Origin of the sequence: Acinetobacter sp. CIP 51.11 (assembly GCF_000369665.1) — a bacterium.
GTDB classification, from domain to species: Bacteria; Pseudomonadota; Gammaproteobacteria; order Pseudomonadales; family Moraxellaceae; genus Acinetobacter; species Acinetobacter lwoffii_S.
The window spans coordinates 1,858,877-1,876,108 of sequence record NZ_KB850129.1 but is presented as its reverse complement, the minus strand read 5'-3'; the positions used below and the strand labels follow the sequence as shown (position 1 = coordinate 1,876,108).

Annotated in this window: 13 protein-coding genes; 7 read left to right on the top strand and 6 right to left on the bottom strand. The window is 46.1% G+C overall.

From position 1 onward, the window contains the following. Positions 1–5: 5 nt before the first annotated feature. Positions 6–1,193, bottom strand: a complete 1,188-nt coding sequence (locus F894_RS12670; protein ID WP_005248074.1) for an MFS transporter — start codon at positions 1,191–1,193, stop codon at positions 6–8. A 985-nt stretch (positions 1,194–2,178) separates the two neighbouring features. Here F894_RS12670 and F894_RS12665 point away from each other — a divergent pair. The 3 genes from F894_RS12665 to F894_RS12655 are packed head-to-tail and all read left to right on the top strand — an operon-like array spanning position 2,179 to position 5,090. Beyond that, positions 2,179–3,306 carry a Re/Si-specific NAD(P)(+) transhydrogenase subunit alpha gene (locus F894_RS12665; protein WP_005248073.1) on the top strand — a complete coding sequence of 376 codons (1,128 nt, stop codon included), beginning with the start codon at positions 2,179–2,181 and terminating at the stop codon, positions 3,304–3,306. Positions 3,307–3,317: 11 nt separating this feature from the next. Further along, on the top strand, positions 3,318–3,641 hold the full coding sequence (locus tag F894_RS12660; RefSeq protein ID WP_004281642.1) for a proton-translocating transhydrogenase family protein: 324 nt from the start codon (positions 3,318–3,320) through the stop codon (positions 3,639–3,641). Between the two features lie 3 nt (positions 3,642–3,644). Continuing rightward, on the top strand, positions 3,645–5,090 hold the full coding sequence (locus tag F894_RS12655; RefSeq protein WP_005248072.1) for an NAD(P)(+) transhydrogenase (Re/Si-specific) subunit beta: 1,446 nt from the start codon (positions 3,645–3,647) through the stop codon (positions 5,088–5,090). A 267-nt stretch (positions 5,091–5,357) separates the two neighbouring features. Here F894_RS12655 and rsfS read toward each other — a convergent pair whose 3' ends face one another. The 5 genes from rsfS to F894_RS12630 all read right to left on the bottom strand — a co-directional run bounded on the left by rsfS (position 5,358) and on the right by F894_RS12630 (position 11,284). After that, positions 5,358–5,765, bottom strand: a complete 408-nt coding sequence (rsfS, locus tag F894_RS12650) for a ribosome silencing factor (protein WP_004645144.1) — start codon at positions 5,763–5,765, stop codon at positions 5,358–5,360. 81 nt (positions 5,766–5,846) lie between these two features. After that, entirely contained in the window at positions 5,847–6,635 is a 789-nt protein-coding gene (locus tag F894_RS12645; RefSeq protein ID WP_005248071.1) for a hydroxypyruvate isomerase family protein, read from the bottom strand. Between the two features lie 39 nt (positions 6,636–6,674). Continuing rightward, on the bottom strand, positions 6,675–7,544 hold the full coding sequence (locus F894_RS12640) for an NAD(P)-dependent oxidoreductase (RefSeq protein ID WP_005248070.1): 870 nt from the start codon (positions 7,542–7,544) through the stop codon (positions 6,675–6,677). Positions 7,545–7,580: 36 nt separating this feature from the next. Continuing rightward, the gene (locus tag F894_RS12635; RefSeq protein ID WP_005101813.1) at positions 7,581–8,369 is read right to left on the bottom strand and encodes a crotonase/enoyl-CoA hydratase family protein; all 789 of its coding nucleotides are present in this window, start codon (positions 8,367–8,369) and stop codon (positions 7,581–7,583) included. A 107-nt stretch (positions 8,370–8,476) separates the two neighbouring features. Next, positions 8,477–11,284, bottom strand: a complete 2,808-nt coding sequence (locus F894_RS12630; protein WP_005248069.1) for a GacS-like sensor histidine kinase — start codon at positions 11,282–11,284, stop codon at positions 8,477–8,479. A gap of 362 nt (positions 11,285–11,646) precedes the next feature. Here F894_RS12630 and cysM point away from each other — a divergent pair, with 362 nt between their 5' ends. The 4 genes from cysM to F894_RS12610 are packed head-to-tail and all read left to right on the top strand — an operon-like array spanning position 11,647 to position 17,150. Further along, on the top strand, positions 11,647–12,576 hold the full coding sequence (cysM, locus tag F894_RS12625; RefSeq protein ID WP_005248067.1) for a cysteine synthase CysM: 930 nt from the start codon (positions 11,647–11,649) through the stop codon (positions 12,574–12,576). 18 nt (positions 12,577–12,594) lie between these two features. Continuing rightward, the gene (locus tag F894_RS12620) at positions 12,595–13,413 is read left to right on the top strand and encodes a 3'-5' exonuclease (RefSeq protein ID WP_005248065.1); all 819 of its coding nucleotides are present in this window, start codon (positions 12,595–12,597) and stop codon (positions 13,411–13,413) included. Positions 13,414–13,419: 6 nt separating this feature from the next. After that, entirely contained in the window at positions 13,420–14,808 is a 1,389-nt protein-coding gene (gene rlmD / locus F894_RS12615) for a 23S rRNA (uracil(1939)-C(5))-methyltransferase RlmD (protein ID WP_005248063.1), read from the top strand. A gap of 32 nt (positions 14,809–14,840) precedes the next feature. Continuing rightward, on the top strand, positions 14,841–17,150 hold the full coding sequence (locus F894_RS12610; RefSeq protein WP_005248054.1) for a RelA/SpoT family protein: 2,310 nt from the start codon (positions 14,841–14,843) through the stop codon (positions 17,148–17,150). Positions 17,151–17,232: the final 82 nt, after the last annotated feature.

Here is a 17,232-nt window from a genome sequence, read left to right as displayed (position 1 = left end):
AATACTTATGCGGTTGTCTTAGCCTGATGCCATTGATCCAGCAGGGCGAATAGGGTGGCACACAGAGCTAGCCCGAGTCCTGCCAGACAGGTCATGCTCCAGCCACCGTGATGCCAGGCATAAACCCCTAAGGCTGAACCACATGCACCACCAATAAAATACAAGGTCATATACAGTGAATTGACCCGTGATTTGGCATCCGGGCGCAGGCGGAAAATCACGTTCTGGTTACAGCTGTGCGTAATTGCGAGCCCGAGATTTATCAGTCCATAACCGAGAATATAACTGAGCAAGGATACCGCACCAAAGTATAAAAACAGCCAGCTCCCCATCAGGATAGAACAGCCGATCCAGCTCAGTATTTTGATATGGCCACGATCGGCCCATTTACCAATGAACTGCGTAGAAAGTGCACCAAATACACCGACCAGCGTGACCAGTCCGACCATGACATCAGAAAGCTGAAAAGGTTCCTGTGTCAACAGCAGAGCGATGGTGGAGAACAACATACTCATGGCAGCAAAAGCACACGCACCTGTAAGTGAACGCAAAACCAGTCGTGGTTCCTGCTTGAGTAATATCCCCATAGATTTAAAAATCGCTGTATAGCTGATTCTCAGACGTGGCAGGCTCGGTAGTTTTCCTCTCAAATAAAAACTTAAGGCCAGCATACTTATGCCACTGACGATATAAATCATTTTCCAGTGAAACAGGTCGGAAAGTAATCCAGCAATACTGGTCGAGAGCAGAATGCCAACCAGTAATCCGCTCATCAGGAAGCCCACCACTTCTCCGGTTTTTTCCGGTTTGACCGCCATGGTGGCCAAGGGAATCAGAATCTGTGCAGCTACGGAAAACAGTCCGGCAATGATAGTGCCGACCCAGAGCATTGGCAGATTTACCGCACTGGCAGAAATAAATAAACCTGCTGCTGCACCCAACATGAGGAAAGGGATCAGTTTGGTTTTATTCAGCATGTCCCCTAAAGGCACAATAAACAGCAGGCCCAGGGCATAAGAGATTTGAGCAAAAGTGACAGTAAGTGCCACTTGTGATTCAGGTACCTGATAATACTGCTGAATCGATGAAATCAGTGGTTGGCAATAATAGTTCGCACCAGCACATAAACCGCATGCAATCGCCATCAGCCATAATAAGGGCTTATTTTGACTAATATCGAGAGGCGTGTGCATAGGGCTAACCTTGTATTCAGACCGGAAGAATTTAAATGAGAAGTGAGAATAATGTTTAAATTGAGGGCACTATAGGCCAGAAGTTCCCGCTTTAAAAGTAGAGAAATATTGCCAGTATTGAAAATTGTCAGAACTCAGGCAGCTTAAAGAAAGAAGTGCAATTTTAAATAAAAAATATGAGTGAATGTTTGCAGAATTTTTTATCTTTTGATGATGGGGTTGCTTCATTAAAGCGCAGCTCGAGGTAGAAACAATAAAAAAGGATCACTGAGGTCAAAAAAGTGGAATATTTACTCTATTTTTTTGCGCAAATTTGGTGCAAAAATGGGATTTCCCATTTTGAATCAAGTTCAGTACATTAATATAATAAATAGTACGCAAGGTTTTTTTCTACCCTTTATCTGACTGTTTGAGACTTGGGTCTTATAAAATTTTGGCGATTATTTTTTTGTCAGATGTATCAATTATGTCTGATGAAGATCTGTTCAAAACAAATTCTATCATTTCATAAAATACGATTTTAACATCTAAAAACAGTGCTCTTGCTTGAGTACTAAATCTGTCAAAAAAGTCAAAACTAAAAAAACGACGCAGCTAAAGTGCCGCTATCTATAGGGACTAGAGAAATTGAAAGTCTGCTTCTAAATCAGGAAATACAGCAATCATTGTCAGAATCATCAATGTAACAAAATAAATCAGAAATTCGCGCTTATTTACACCAGCAAAAATCTGGATATTTCATTCAGTGGAATGAATATCGTTTATAAAAGCATCGAATATGAATAGCTAGAGAATTAAATAAATGTGCTATTGCAGCATCATTTTTATGAATCATCAGTTCAAAATATAGGTATTTATTAAATAAATAGTAGGTGGTAATTTCAAACAGTTTGATTAGAATCCAAAAATTCAACAAGAACACATCCTGAGGGGAAGCATCGTTTAGGCGATGTTTACTTAAGAAAAATTAGCTTGAGGAACGCTCATGCAGATCGGAATTCCAGCCGAAACTGTTGTCGGTGAAAATCGCGTCGCTGCGACGCCAGAGACAGTAAAGAAATTGATCAGCGCAGGACATAGCGTGATTATCGAACGTGGTGCAGGGGTTAAAGCTGCCTATATCGATAGTGCCTATGAACAAGTTGGTGCCAAAATTACGGATGATGCCTATACTGGCAGTCAGTTGATTTTAAAAGTTCGTGCACCGAAAGGTGATGAAATTCAAAAACTCAACCCGAATACCACTATCGTGGCAATGTTTGATCCTTACCGTAATACTGAGCTTGACCAATTCGCGGCACAAAACGTGTCTGCATTTGCATTGGAACTTTTGCCACGAACCTTGTCTCGTGCGCAGAACATGGATGTCTTGTCTTCTCAAGCCAACCTTGCAGGTTACAAGTCGGTGCTTTTGGCTGCGGCTGAATACCAGCGCATGTTCCCGATGCTGATGACTGCTGCGGGTACGGTTAAACCGGCTCGTGTGGTGATCATGGGTGTCGGCGTAGCGGGTCTGCAAGCGATTGCCACTGCAAAACGTTTAGGTGCCATCGTTGAAGCCACAGACTTGCGTCCAACTGCCAAAGATCAGGTTGAATCTCTGGGCGGTAAATGGCTAGACGTGCCGATGTCTGCTGAAGAGCAGCAAAAAGCGGCTGATGCTGCCAAAAATGGTTATGGCTGGATGCCGGGTGAAGAATACATTCGCGATCAGGCGGCAATTGTTGATAAAGCGGTATCAAATGCTGACATCGTGATTACTACCGCTCTTTTACCGGGCCGTGATGCACCGCGTTTAATCCGTGCTGAAACAGTTGCGAAAATGAAACCCGGTTCAGTAATTCTGGACATGGCAGTAGAATCTGGCGGTAACGTCGAAGGTTCAAAATGTGGTGAAACAGTCTATACCGACAACGGCGTTAAAATTCTCGGCATTCCAAATATTCCGTCGACTGTATCAACTGAAGCCTCTGCTTTATACGCTCGTAACGTATTTAACTTCGTGGAAACATTATTTGATGCAGACAAGAATTTTGTCCTGAATCAAGAAGAAGAAATTCAAAAAGCCCTACTTGTCACTCATGGCGGCCAAGTGCTGCTGAAACGTGGTTAAGGAGAAGACTCATGGTTGAAACAATTACGATTTTTGTCCTTGCCATTTTCGTAGGTTACTACGTGGTGTGGGGTGTAACGCCAGCATTGCATACGCCGTTGATGGCGGTCACTAATGCCTTGTCATCGATCATTATTGTCGGTGCGATGATTCAGACCGTTGGCCTGCCGGTGATCGGCGTTGAAGGTAGCGTGGATTTCCAGACCATTAACGTGGTGAGCGTACTTGGCGCGATTGCAGTATTCCTGGCCAGTATTAATATTTTCGGTGGCTTTGCCGTGACTGCACGTATGCTGGAAATGTTTAAACCTAAGCAAAAGAAAAAAGAGGGTTAATCCATGGAAATGATTCGAGAATATGCGGATTGGTTCTACCTGATTGGTGCCGTTCTTTTTATCCTGACGCTACGTGGTTTATCAGGTCCTAAAACTGCGATTGCCGGTAACCGTTACGGAATGATCGCGATGGCCATTGCGGTCATGACCACCTTCTTTGTAGCTGAGAATCCAGTGGTCTGGATGATCATTGGCGCAATGGTGCTGGGTGCAATCGTGGGTATTGCCCGTGCACGTACAGTTCCAATGACGCAGATGCCTGAAACTGTGGCGCTAATGCACTCATTGGTGGGTCTGGCTGCGGTCCTGATTGCTGTCGCTGCCATTATTCACAACAACAAATTGATTGAACTAGGTCCAGACCTGTTGGCTGCCAATGGTGTCAATTTCCATGAAATGAGCCGTGTTCATTTATTTGAACTGTTTGTGGGCTGTTTCGTGGGTGCGATTACCTTTACAGCATCAGTCTTTGCTTACGGTAAACTGGCTGCAAAGAAATGGGCAAAAACCATTTCAGGTGCATGGGTGAAACCGGTTCAGGCGATCATCTTTATTGCTATGTTAGGTTTTGGTGTTCACTTCTTCCTGACTGGCAATATGACCTCGTTCTGGGCGATGACAGGCCTTGCGCTGGCATTCGGCTGGGTATGGATTGCACCAGTCGGTGGTGGTGATATGCCAGTGGTGGTATCGCTACTCAACTCATTCTCGGGTTGGGCAGCAGCTGGTATTGGTTTTACCTTAGAAAACAACATGTTGATCGTTGCAGGCTCACTGGTGGGTTCTTCAGGTGCTATTCTGTCTTACATCATGTGTAAAGCGATGAACCGCTCAATCATCAACGTTTTGTTTGGCGGTGCGATGGGCGGTGCAGCTGCGCCGACAGCAGGAGCAGGTGAACAGGTCCAACGTAATCACCGTTCTGGCTCGGCAGATGATGCAGGCTTCCTGATGTCAAATGCAGACAGCGTGGTGATTGTACCGGGTTATGGTATGGCGCAAGGCCGTGCACAAAATGCGGTAAAAGAATTGGCTAACTTGCTAAAAGAGCAGGGCGTAACGGTTCGTTTTGCGATTCACCCTGTAGCAGGTCGTATGCCAGGTCATATGAACGTACTACTTGCTGAAGCGGACGTACCGTATGAAGACATCCTGGAAATGGATGAGATCAACTCGGACTTCCCGGCAACAGATGTGGTGCTAGTGATTGGTGCGAACGACGTTGTGAACCCTGCGGCGAAAGATGATCCAACATCGCCAATTTATGGTATGCCAATTCTGGAAGCCCATAAGGCACGTACGATTATGGTGATCAAGCGTTCTATGGCAACCGGTTATGCGGGTCTCGACAATGACTTGTTCTATAATGACAAGACCATGATGATCTTTGGTGATGCCAAGAAAGTGGTGGAAGATATGACTAAAGCCATTAATGGTACGGGTCACTAATCATCTAAATCATTAGAATCCTCCTAAGTCCTCCTTTTAATAAAGGGGGATTTTTTATTTTATATCTTGGGAAAAGGATGATTGAGTGATCATCGAACGTCTATGTTGATGATGAATTGATCCTAAAATACCAATCAAATCGGTGCATAAGACAAGATGGAAATTAAAAAATAGCGAACAGATTGAGTTGTATTAATGCTTTTAAAGTTAGATGAACAGGCAATAAAAAAGCGACCTACACAGGTCGCTTTTTTGAATATTCGGTTTTTACGCTACAGAGTCAGTATCTGTAGGATTGCGCCATAAGCTTTCTAGGTCATAGAATTTACGCGCTGTTGGAAGCATACAATGAACCACCACATAACCAAGGTCGATGAGGATCCATTCAGCATCACGTTCGCCTTCAATACCAAGAGGGCGGAAGCCAGCTTTACGTGCTTCTTCAGCAACGTTATTGGCCAATGATTTGATGTGACGTGTCGATGTACCGCTTGCAATGACCATAGCATCAGCCACATTACTGATACCGCTGACATCAAGCTCAACAATTTCTTTTGCTTTTACATCTTCAAGTGCAGCATGTACGACTTTTAAGCAGTCCTGTACAGCTTGAGAATTTGAATTCATAGTAAGATCGTGAGAATTAGAAGCGCTGGGCGATGGTTCTAAATTCATGGGGAGTGTAATTTCCTAACAATTATGCATGGTCTAATATAGCGGTTTTAGTCCTGAATTTCAAATGAAGCCGCAGTCCACTCAGTCATGCTCCGGAAAGAACTCAGCTTTCCAGTCAAAGGAATCATTGGAATGTCCGCTGGGTTTATACTCGGCAGAAACATAACCTTGATATTGACTATGTTTTAACCACTGAAATATATCATGATATTGAATTGAGCCCGTATTGGGTTGATGCCGTCCCGGACAATCCGCAAACTGGATATGACCAATCGAGGCAATATTTTCTTGCAAAGTTTCCAGTACATCTTCGCCCATCATTGCCATGTGGTAACAGTCGTACTGCATTTTTAAGGCCGGATGAAGTACCGCTTCCAGCATTTCCTGTGCTTGAGCAACATTTTGAATCAAAAAACGTGGCATATCGGTGCCATTGATCATTTCAAAGACCGGTTCAATTTGATGTTCAAGCAGCATTGAACAGGCCATTTTCAGGTTACTCGCCAGCGTATTCAGGCAGGGTAAAAGATCACAGTCAAGGGGTTGTTTTCCTGCCAGAATGTTCACCCGGGGTACATTCAACGCCGTGGCATACTGGATGGCCTGCTCAACAGCATGACGAAACTCAATTTCCTGTCCTGGAATGCCGGCCAGACCATGACCGCCCTGCATCAAATCGCCTGCTGGCACATTAATCAGGCACAAGTTCAGCTGATGCGTGCTGAGCTGGTTTTGAATCTGGCCAATCGTAAGTTCATAGGGAAACTGGATTTCCACATGATTAAAGCCCTGTGCACGAGCCAGCGCGAAGCGTTCAATCAGCGGCACTTCGGTAAAAATCATCGACAGGTTGACGGCAAGTTTAATCATGTATATCTCTTCAATATTCAGGGCTGCATCAATCAAGCGTTATGAATGTTTTAGTTGCTGGATTACAGTAGCTAGATCTGCTTCGGCAAAGCCTTGAGCCTGATGGGCCTGTAACTGTGATAATGCCTGAGTCGCGACTGGAACATCCAGATCAAAGCTGTGGGCCAGTTGCACGGCATTATTCAGATCCTTGGATAAGGTCTGTACTTTCCATTGCACCGGTTCAAAAGTTTGCGTGGCCATACGCGGTGCCAGAATCTGAAAAGGCTTGGAGTCGGCAAAACCACCCGCTAGCGCTGGTGCCAGTAAGCGTGTATCTACCCCGGCAAGTCCAGCCAAGGCGACCGCTTCTGCGATCAAGGTGCTATTGGCAGCCACAATCAGCTGGTTACAGATTTTGGTCGCCTGACCGGTACCCGTATCACCCATACGGGTCACGCGCTGTGAAAGTACTGCATAGATCGGATTAAGATTTTCAATCGTCGCGGCATCACCACCGGCAAAAATCACCAGACTGCCTTGTTCGGCTCCAACTGTACCGCCTGAAACCGGAGAATCAATCCAGGTCACTTTCTTGGCCTGTGCTTGCGCGGCAAGTGTTTGAGTTTGTTGTACCGAAAGACTGGAAAAATCCACAATCACTTGCTCCGCAACCAAATACGGTTCGATCTGAGCAAAGATCGATTGCACTGCATGATCATCTGCCAGGCAGGTAAGAATCACCGGATAGTCGGCAATCTGGTCTAAAGATAGCGCAGTTGCCCCTAGATCCAGCAAGGGCTCACAGGCTGCTGGTGTGCGGTTCCAGACCGCCACCTGAAAACCTGCCTGAAGCAGACGCATAGCCATGCGAGTGCCCATTAATCCCATCCCTAAAAAGGCAATTTTAGTATCGCGATTCAACAGCATACTTTGTTTTATTCCTTTCCTTAATTCAGACTTGGTTTATTTGTATTGGCGTGGCACGAACTTGACTTCTGGGTTCTTATCCTTTTTACGGGCCAATTGACTGTTTTTACCCAGCAGCAATTTCAATTGCCAGATTTTTTCCATACGCAGGGATTTATTCGGACGATGCTGCATGGCATCCAGTACAAATTTAGAGGCCATCAGCGCATCTGGAGAACGTTGCAGCATTTCTTCAGCCAAGGCTTGTGCTCTCGCCAATGGCTGTTCATCGACATGGGTGATCAGACCGATTTCTTTGGCATATTCGCCCTCAAAAATCCGGGCAGTCAAAGTCAGCTCTTTTGCCAGATCAATACCAATCAGGCCTTTCAGTGAGCGGCTGAGTCCCATGTCTGGCACCAGTCCCCAACGGGTTTCCATAATTGACATTTTAGTCTCAGGATGGGCAATGCGTATGTCTGCGGCCAGGGCAAGCTGCATCCCGGCACCAAAACAGAAGCCTTCCATCGCGGCAATCACCGGAACGGGCAATTCTTGCCAGACCAGAAATGCTTTTTGAAACAGGCTTTGACCCGGACGAATCAGCTCCCAGGCAGCATAAGCACGATTTTTAGGATTATTTAAATCGGCCAGATCAATACCGGCACTAAAGACTTGAGCTTCACCCGTTAAAATCACACAACGGATGCTTTTATCTTTTTTGATTTTTTGTGCAGTCGCGACCAGTTCGCGCAGCAGGGCAAAGCTCATGGCATTGCGTTTATCCGGACGATTCAGTGTGACAGTGGCAATGCCGTTATTTTTTTCCAAGCGCACGAGTGACATGGCATTCTTCCTTATTTTTCCTGGCTTGAGCATAGCATGCAGCCTTTGGGCTTGCATGACAGCCCAGTCACACTTGAGTAAGTTAAGGACTGAGCAGCTTCAAAGCTTTAATTTAAATGTTGCTTCAAAATTTGCTGGGCAGCCTGTTCAACCTGTTCAACCACGGCTTTGAGTTCATCAAAATATTTCAGCACGTCCTGGACAAAGCTTTCATCGGCTTTACGACGTTCTTTGCGCAGGGTCGAAACGAACTGTTCAAAGCCACCAGTGACTTTCTGCAGAGTCGGTGCACCGACATAACGGGTCGCGCCATATAGACGATGCAGTACATGTTCCAGTTGGGGGAAATCTTCCAGTTCAATCAGTTGCTGCATTTCATCGAGTTCATCTGCAAAGCTGTCTACCAGCATGCGTAACAGGTCTACCGCCAGATCCTCCTTATTGGCTGCCAGTTGCAGGCTTTGCTGCCAGTCCAGAATATTCGGATCCAGAGCATCAATCACATTGGCACGTTCCAGTACCGGAATCCGTTTAAAATGCTCGGTGGTCCAGTGCGTCAAAATTTGGATAATCTGCTCGATCTGAATCGGCTTGGTGACATAATCATCCATGCCGTTTTGCAGCAGTTTATGTTTTTCATCAGAAAGTGCATGCGCCGTCAGGGCGATAATTGGCAGGCGACTATGATTTTCAAAGGTCGATTCCAGCGAGCGAATGGCACGGGTGGTATCGATCCCCGACATCACCGGCATCTGAATGTCCATAAACACCAGATCAAACGCCGGTTGTTCCTGTTCATAACGGCGCTGAATAATATCGATCGCTTCCTGTCCGCTGAGGGCTTTGGTCGTGGTGACATTGAGTTCGCCCAGCAAGGCTTCCAGAACAATCAGGTTGGGCAAATGATCATCCACGGCCAGAATATGCAGGCCTTGACCATTGAATTCTTCATGCTGTTCCTGATCGAAGACCGGCTGATTGCCGAGTAACTGAATCAGCGCGCTGCGGCTGAGTGGCTGATGCAGGGCACGGGCACGATGGTCATTGAGCATGCCTGGATCCAGTTGCATCTGATAACCATAGACAGCCAGATGACCCTGATAACGTGAACGGATTTCGCGTAACAAGACTTCACTGTCACCACTATGATCGACGATCAGCCAGGTATTTTCGCTATTCTGTAAATGATTCAGACGGCTAAACAGATCCAGAATCGATGCACATTCAATATGTTTAACCTGATAATTTTCCAGATAATGACGCAACACATTCGCGGTTGCCGGGTGTGCAAGATAAGACACCACGGTCAATTCGCTAAAATCAGGATGCTCAATCACGGTATCTTCATCGACCAGGAACTGGGCAGTAAACCAGAAAGTCGAGCCTTTTTCGGTCGGGGCACGTTCCTGGTTGTCTTCAAAACCAATCTGGCCATGCATCAGGTTCACCAGCTGTTTGGAAATTGCCAGACCAAGACCGGTACCGCCAAACTGACGGGTCACCGAGGTATCACCCTGCGAGAAGGACTCAAACAGCTTTTTACGGTCGGTACCACTCAGGCCAATGCCGCTATCCTGTACACTAAAATGCAGCACACACTGATCCATTCCATCATGTTCCATGCGTGCCCGGACAATGATTTCTCCATCCGGAGTGAATTTGATCGCATTGGAAATCAGGTTGGTCAGAATCTGTTTAAATCGTAGCGCATCACCAATAATGTGTTTTGGCACACCATCTGCATAATAGAAGGCCATATCAATATGTTTTTGTGCTGCCAGAGGTGACAACATGTCCATCACATCAAAAATCGCTTCTTCCAGATCAAAAGGTGCCGTTTCCAGTTCCAGTTTGCCGGCATCAATTTTGGAAAAATCCAGAACATCATTGATCAGTGCCAGCAAATGCGCCGAAGACTTACGAATGGTCTGCAAATACAGGCTCTGCTCGTTGCTGAGATTGCCCTGACGTAACAACAGATGAATAAAACCATCAATACTGTTCAGCGGGGTGCGCAATTCATGGGAAATATTGGCCAGAAACACCGACTTGGCCTGGTTGGCCGAGATCGCCTGGTCGCGTGCCTGACGATAGGTAATATTCTGGACTTCTAAAGTGTCGAGGGTGCGGCGTAAATCGTCTTCGGTCTGTTCGGTATGTTCACGCAGTTCCAGAAAGCTGAAATGCAAACGTTTCACCACATTGGCGATATCACGTTGCAATAAACGCAGCTCGCCGGTGCTGTTAATCACCATATGCTGGCCGAGGGTATCGGCATTCAGGCGTTGCAATTGCATGCGAATCTCATACATTGGGGCGATCCAGCGCCGTGAGTAGAAATTCAAGCAAAGTAATAACAATAATAAGGTCAGTAATCCGGTCGCAATCAGTACGATCAGTACCCGGTAACGGGCAATTGCTAGCGGCTGGTTATCCAGTTCGATCGCCAGCCAGCCGGTAGAAAAAGTGTTTTCATTCACTTTAATGGCATAGATATGATTATCTTGATGCAGAATCGGACCAACAAAATTGCCGCTTTTCTCAAATTCTGGCCAAGGCGCCTGTTCCTGAAAACCAATGCCCAAACGGTTCTTGCCATTTTCATCCAGAACTGCTGCCCGAACCAGATGCTTTTCATTCAGCATGTTCTGCATGGCGTTGTGAGCCTGGTCATATTGCCATGGATACAGATTCAAGATATCCAGTGCATATTCTGAGGTGCCTTGAAAACGGGTGAGAATCGCAATGGCCATCTGCTTCTGCTGGGCACGTGCGGCATTCGAGGTCTCAGTCAACACCAGCATGGCACCGACACAGGCCAAAATGGTAATCGGCACAAAAATCAGCGCAATCAGCTGTCCATAGGCATGATTTAAGTGTAGGCGTTTAAACAGCTTTTTGTTGATCGTTGACATGATTTAAGCAGTATTTTCTTTATGCCTGGCATATTAGCATGCTTTAAATCGACAGTTAAAATTTAAGCACTATTTTTATAAAGCTTCGGATTAGCAGTTAAAAATACAAGAGATTTCAGTTAATTTTGCTCAGGTACAGCAAGACTAAGACGCACGAAATTTCAATCTGTAAAAGTGCCAGACTGAAATAGTATTTTCATCTTCATTAGCGAGCTGCTTCACCTGGCTAAATTATCGGGAAATGTAGTTTATGGCTTGATAGTGTGTGAGTTTTAGTGAGTTTTCTGAAAAAGCCTTGCTAAATGGGTGCAGGGAAAAGCATTTTTTCATACAATAGCCGCACCTCGATATAGGTGCAAATAATGAGTAATACCATCCCTGATTTTCAAGCAGATGAATTTTTGTTAGACCATTATGTAGGCAAAACGCCGCTGGTGCGTTTACAGCGTCTGGCAAGTCACACTCAAGCTACAGTACTCGCGAAACTCGAAGGCAATAACCCAGCAGGTTCGGTCAAAGACCGTCCGGCCTATAATATGATCATGCAGGCCGAGAAGCGTGGGCAGATCAAACCGGGTGACACCCTGATTGAGGCAACGAGCGGAAATACGGGGATTGCATTGGCGATGGTCGCAGCAATGCGTGGCTATAAAATGAAGCTGATCATGCCGAACAATATGAGTCAGGAACGTAAGGACGCGATGCTTGCGTATGGTGCCGAGCTAATTGAAGTAACCAAAGAGCAGGGCATGGAAGGTGCACGTGATCTTGCTGCTCAAATGCAGAATGATGGTGTGGGTCTGGTGCTGAATCAGTTCGGAAATCCGGACAATGTCGAAGCGCATTACCTGACCACGGGTCCAGAAATCTGGCAGCAAACCGGTGGCAAAATTACCCATTTTGTCAGTTCTATGGGTACCACCGGCACCATCATGGGTGTGTCGAAATACCTGAAAGAAATGAATCCTGATATTCAGATCGTCGGTTTACAGCCATCTGATGGTTCAAGCATTGCCGGAATCCGTCGCTGGCCAGAAGAATATCTGCCAACCATTTTCGACCGCAGCCGAGTCGATCGCATTATTGATATTCCACAAATCGAAGCTGAAAAAACCATGCGTAAGCTGGCACAGAAAGAAGGCATTAGTGCCGGAACCTCTTCTGGTGGGGCAGTGTGGGCCTCGATTAAACTGGCGGAAGAACATCCGGATGCAGTGATTGTGTGTATTATCTGTGACCGTGGTGACCGTTACTTGTCTACAGGGTTATTCTCTGTACAAGATCCTGAATAATTATTTGAGCACTGTTTTATGCGCCTGCCTGTTTTAACTTTCGATATTGAAACCCAAACCGATCTCAAATCAGGCGCGCATCTGTTTGGTCTGGACCTGCCCGAAGCAGATCTGGATCAGGCCCTGACCAAATTACGCCGTCAGGATTCAGGCTCTGATTTTCAGCGTTTACCGCTGCATGAAATTGTCTGTATTTCCGGTTTATGGATGGATGAACAGGGTATGAAGCTGTTTTCCTTTAGTCGAGAACAGCATTCTGAAGCAGAAATTTTGAAAAAATTCTTGTCCATTTTTGACAAGCGACATCCGACTCTAGTGAGTTGGAATGGCTCACAGTTTGATTTACCAGTAATTTTATACCGCGCCATGTATCATGGACTCTCTGCACCGAGTCTGTTCGATCAGGGCGAAATTGATACGCAAAAGCGTTATAATAACTACCAGAATCGTTACCATCATCGTCATGTTGACCTGATGGATGTGATGGCCATGTTTCATGCCCGTCATTTCCAGAAGCTGGATGATGTTGCACATTTGCTGGGTTATCCAGGCAAGCGCGGTGACGGAGCCTATCGGGTTCCGGAATATGTCCGCAATCAGCAATGGACCGAACTGACGTCTTATTGTGAAGGTGATGTCCTGAATACCTGGCTGGTGTATATCCGCTGGTTGCTGTTAAAAGGCCAGCTGTTACTGCCGGATTATCAGCATCTGCTGCAAAGCACGATTCAATATTTGCAGACTCAACCGCAGCATGCGGACTTTTTATCAGTTTGGCGTGAGACTTCGCAACGAACTGAATTTACCCAATTTGATTTTCCCATCTCCATACCCTAGGTTTTCATGAAACATCGAGCACAAGCACGTCCTATCCAGCAACCCGAGTACATTTTTCAGGTTGAGTCACTATCGCATGAGGGACGTGGCATCGCTCATTATGGTTCACATCCGGATCATCCGCAGCATAAACATGGCAAGAAAGTCTTTATCCGTTATGCCTTGCCGGGTGAAACCGTGCGTGCCCGCATTACCCGCGAAGTCAAAAAACTTGAAGAAGCCGACAGTCTTGAATTGTTGAGCGACGCTTCCGAGATTCGCGTGAAGCCGGTGTGTCCGCATTTTGGGATCTGTGGTGGCTGTAATATGCAGCATATTGCTGCGGATGCGCAGATTGAACTGAAACAGAATGTGCTGAAATCGCATCTTCAGCATTTTGCTGGAATCCAGCCTGATCAATGGCTACCGCCTTTACGTTCACAACGTGAAGATTATCGCCGTAAAGCCCGGATTGGGGTGCGTTATCTACCTTCTAAGGATCAGCTGGTGGTGGGTTTTCGTGAAAATCAGTCCAACAAACTCACGTCGATTGATCGCTGTATGATCTTGGATCGCGAGTTTGGCTCGGTTACACGTCTTAAACAATTGCTGCAAGGTCTCAATGGTAAGGCTGACATCGGTCATATAGAATTGGCCATGGGGGATCAGGAGATTGCGCTGCTAGTGCGTGAAACTGCAAAATTATCTGCCGGTGATGTCAACCAATTGCGCGAATTTACGTTACAGAAAGGTTGGCAACTGTATCTGCAGCCTGCCGGCAAAGAAACACTTTCGCGGATAGATGATCCAGAAGCATCTGCACGCTTACACTATGGTCTTGATGACTTTGATGTGAAATTCGGCTTTAATCCTCTGGACTTTACCCAGGTAAATTCAAGCATCAATCCGCAAATGGTACGATTGGCATGTGATTTGCTTCAGCTACAACAAGGTGAACGGGTTCTGGATCTGTTTTGTGGATTAGGAAACTTTTCTTTGCCGCTGGCGCGCTGTGTTGGTGCGTCGGGTCAGGTGATTGCGGTTGAAGGAAGTGATGAAATGGTTCGACGTGGTGCGGAAAATGCCAAAAACAATGGTATTGCACAAATAGCGTTCTATTCACAAGATTTAACCAAAGATTTCTCGCACCATACTTGGGCAAATCAAGGTTTTGATGCATTATTAATCGACCCGCCACGTGCCGGGGCAGAAGAAGTGATGCATTATCTCCCTCAGTTTGGAGCTAAAAGAATCGTTTATGTGTCATGCAATCCTGCGACACTCGCCAGAGATGCAGGACTCCTGGTACAACAGGGCTATCGTCTCACCCAGGCGGGCGTGATGGATATGTTTACACATACTGGACATGTGGAATCAATCGCATTGTTCGAAAAAGAAAATCAAATAAACGATTAAAGAAATGATGTTTTTAAAAGTAGGAGACGGGTATGGTCACAGTACGTGAGCAACTCCCTGGACGACTCAATGAGTTGTCACAGGAGACGACTGTAGAACATGCCGAACAAGCACACCAGGATCTGACTGAATGGTTGGATCGGGTTCGTGGCATATTAGATGGCGCACCTTTAACGCAGCTCGAAGAAGTCGCCCACATAACATTAGAAAGAGAGCTGCAAAGTACGGTTCAGCACCGCTCCAATACCTTTTATACCGGTATTGAGATGGCGGATATTCTGGCACATCTGCATGTGGATGAAGATACTTTGTCCGCAGCCATGCTGTATCGTGCTGTTCGTGAAGGCGTCATGCCACTCAGTGAAGTACTGGAACAGTTCGGCGAACAGGTGCATAACCTGGTCAAAGGTACGCTTGCCATGGGTAAGCTGTCTGAGCTGATCGAAAAAAATAAGCGTCTGGAAGATCATTTCAATAATAACCAGCGTGAACATCTGTCTGGCATTTACAAAATGCTAATCTCGGTCACTGAAGATGTACGTGTTGTTCTGGTCAAGCTGGCCGAACGTACTTATGCCTTGCGTGAACTGGCCAATTCCTCGCGTGAGCGTCAGGAACGGGTGGCCCGAGAAATTCTGACCATTTACTCGCCACTGGCACACCGTTTAGGTATTGCCCAGCTGAAATGGGAGCTGGAAGATCTGGCTTTCCGTTATCTTGCGCCGGAACGTTATAAAGAAATTGCTTCCTTACTGAATGAAAAGCGTCTGGAGCGTGAACAGTATATTCAGTTTGTGATTGATAAATTACGCAATGAATTGGCCGAGCATGGCATCGAAGCTGAAATTAATGGCCGGGTGAAACACATTTATTCGATTTATCGAAAAATGAAAAGCAAGAACCTGAGCTTTGACCAGCTCTATGATATTCGTGCTTTACGGGTACTGGTGAAAAGTGTGCCGGAGTGTTATCACACTTTAGGTATTGTGCATCAGATCTGGCGCCATATTCCGCATCAGTTTGATGACTATATTACCAATCCAAAAGCCAATGGCTATCGTTCTTTACATACTGCGGTGATTGCCGAGAACAAATCACTTGAAGTGCAGATTCGTACCCATGCAATGCATGACGAAGCTGAACTGGGGGTGTGTTCACACTTTAATTATAAAGAAGGTGCAAAAACGACAGATCGCTCCTTTAACCATCGTCTGCATTCCTTACGTGCGGTACTTGAGCATTATCAAGAGCGCAATGAAACCAGTGCACATAAAGAATCTGAAGATGAAATAGAGAATTTTGAGCATATTCAAGATTTTGAAGGCTTTGAAAAGATCTATGTGTTTAGCCGTGATGGCGATATCAAAGAGCTGCCGCGTGATTCGACCGTGCTCGACTTTGCGTATCATGTACATACCGAGGTTGGGAACAAGTGCTATGCCGCACGGGTGAATCAGCGCTATGTGCCGCTGACCTACACTCTGAAAACTGGTGAACAGGTTGAAATTCTGACCAAAAAAGACCGGGAACCGAACCGGGACTGGCTGGTTAATTCGCTGGGTTATATCAAGACTGCCCGTGCGCGAGATAAGTTGCGTCACTGGTTCCGTCAACAGGATCGCAGCAAGAACCTGGAAGTCGGCCGTGAAGTACTGAACAAAGAATTGTCACGTCTGGCAATTCATCCGAAATCGATTGATCTGAGTGATTATTGCAACCACTTCAATGTCAAAACCGGTGATGACATTCTGGTGAATCTGGTCAATGGCGATATCAGCTTGCATGCTCTGATTAATCAGGTGAACCGCCATATGCATCTGGATCAGGACGAACCTGAACTGGTGCTAAAACCTGCCCTGAACCCGCGTGCCAGTCATACGCTGTCAGCGCACGGGATTCTGATCGACGGTCTGGATAACGTGGAATTGCATGTCGCGCAATGTTGCCAACCGGTGCATGGTGAGTCAATTGCAGGTTATATCACTCTGAATCGGGGGGTGAGCATTCATAAGGTCGCTTGTCCGGACTATGTGCGTATGATTTCTCAAGAGCCTGAGCGTGCGGTAGAAGCCGATTGGGAAATGCAGCCGACTCGCGGTCAGAGCGTACAGATTGTGGTGGAAGCTTATGATCGACGCGGTTTGCTCAAAGATCTGACGCAAGTGATTTTCTCGGATCAGATCAATATCCGCCAGGTGAATACCATTTCGGAAGCGGATGGTATTGCCAATATGAAGCTGTTGATTGAAGTCAAAGGTTTGGCACAACTTTCCAAGCTATTGGCCCGTCTAGAACAGCAGCCGGGAATTATCAGCGCGCGCCGTCTGGTACAGGGCACTTAATTGCTCTTATGTAAGTTTAAAAAGCCTGCAATTTAATTGCGGGCTTTTTTATTGTAAGGTATTTGAATCACATGCATAAAAA

Excerpts from the sequence above, each read along its gene's own strand:
- F894_RS12610 (WP_005248054.1), top strand. The coding sequence starts at position 14,841 with ATGGTCACAGTACGTGAGCAACTCCCTGGACGACTCAATGAGTTGTCA.
- F894_RS12670 (WP_005248074.1), bottom strand. The coding sequence starts at position 1,193 with ATGCACACGCCTCTCGATATTAGTCAAAATAAGCCCTTATTATGGCTG.
- cysM (WP_005248067.1), top strand. The coding sequence starts at position 11,647 with ATGAGTAATACCATCCCTGATTTTCAAGCAGATGAATTTTTGTTAGAC.
- F894_RS12635 (WP_005101813.1), bottom strand. The coding sequence starts at position 8,369 with ATGTCACTCGTGCGCTTGGAAAAAAATAACGGCATTGCCACTGTCACA.
- F894_RS12655 (WP_005248072.1), top strand. The coding sequence starts at position 3,645 with ATGGAAATGATTCGAGAATATGCGGATTGGTTCTACCTGATTGGTGCC.
- F894_RS12660 (WP_004281642.1), top strand. The coding sequence starts at position 3,318 with ATGGTTGAAACAATTACGATTTTTGTCCTTGCCATTTTCGTAGGTTAC.
- F894_RS12645 (WP_005248071.1), bottom strand. The coding sequence starts at position 6,635 with ATGATTAAACTTGCCGTCAACCTGTCGATGATTTTTACCGAAGTGCCG.
- F894_RS12630 (WP_005248069.1), bottom strand. The coding sequence starts at position 11,284 with ATGTCAACGATCAACAAAAAGCTGTTTAAACGCCTACACTTAAATCAT.
- rsfS (WP_004645144.1), bottom strand. The coding sequence starts at position 5,765 with ATGAATTTAGAACCATCGCCCAGCGCTTCTAATTCTCACGATCTTACT.
- F894_RS12620 (WP_005248065.1), top strand. The coding sequence starts at position 12,595 with ATGCGCCTGCCTGTTTTAACTTTCGATATTGAAACCCAAACCGATCTC.
- rlmD (WP_005248063.1), top strand. The coding sequence starts at position 13,420 with ATGAAACATCGAGCACAAGCACGTCCTATCCAGCAACCCGAGTACATT.
- F894_RS12665 (WP_005248073.1), top strand. The coding sequence starts at position 2,179 with ATGCAGATCGGAATTCCAGCCGAAACTGTTGTCGGTGAAAATCGCGTC.
- F894_RS12640 (WP_005248070.1), bottom strand. The coding sequence starts at position 7,544 with ATGCTGTTGAATCGCGATACTAAAATTGCCTTTTTAGGGATGGGATTA.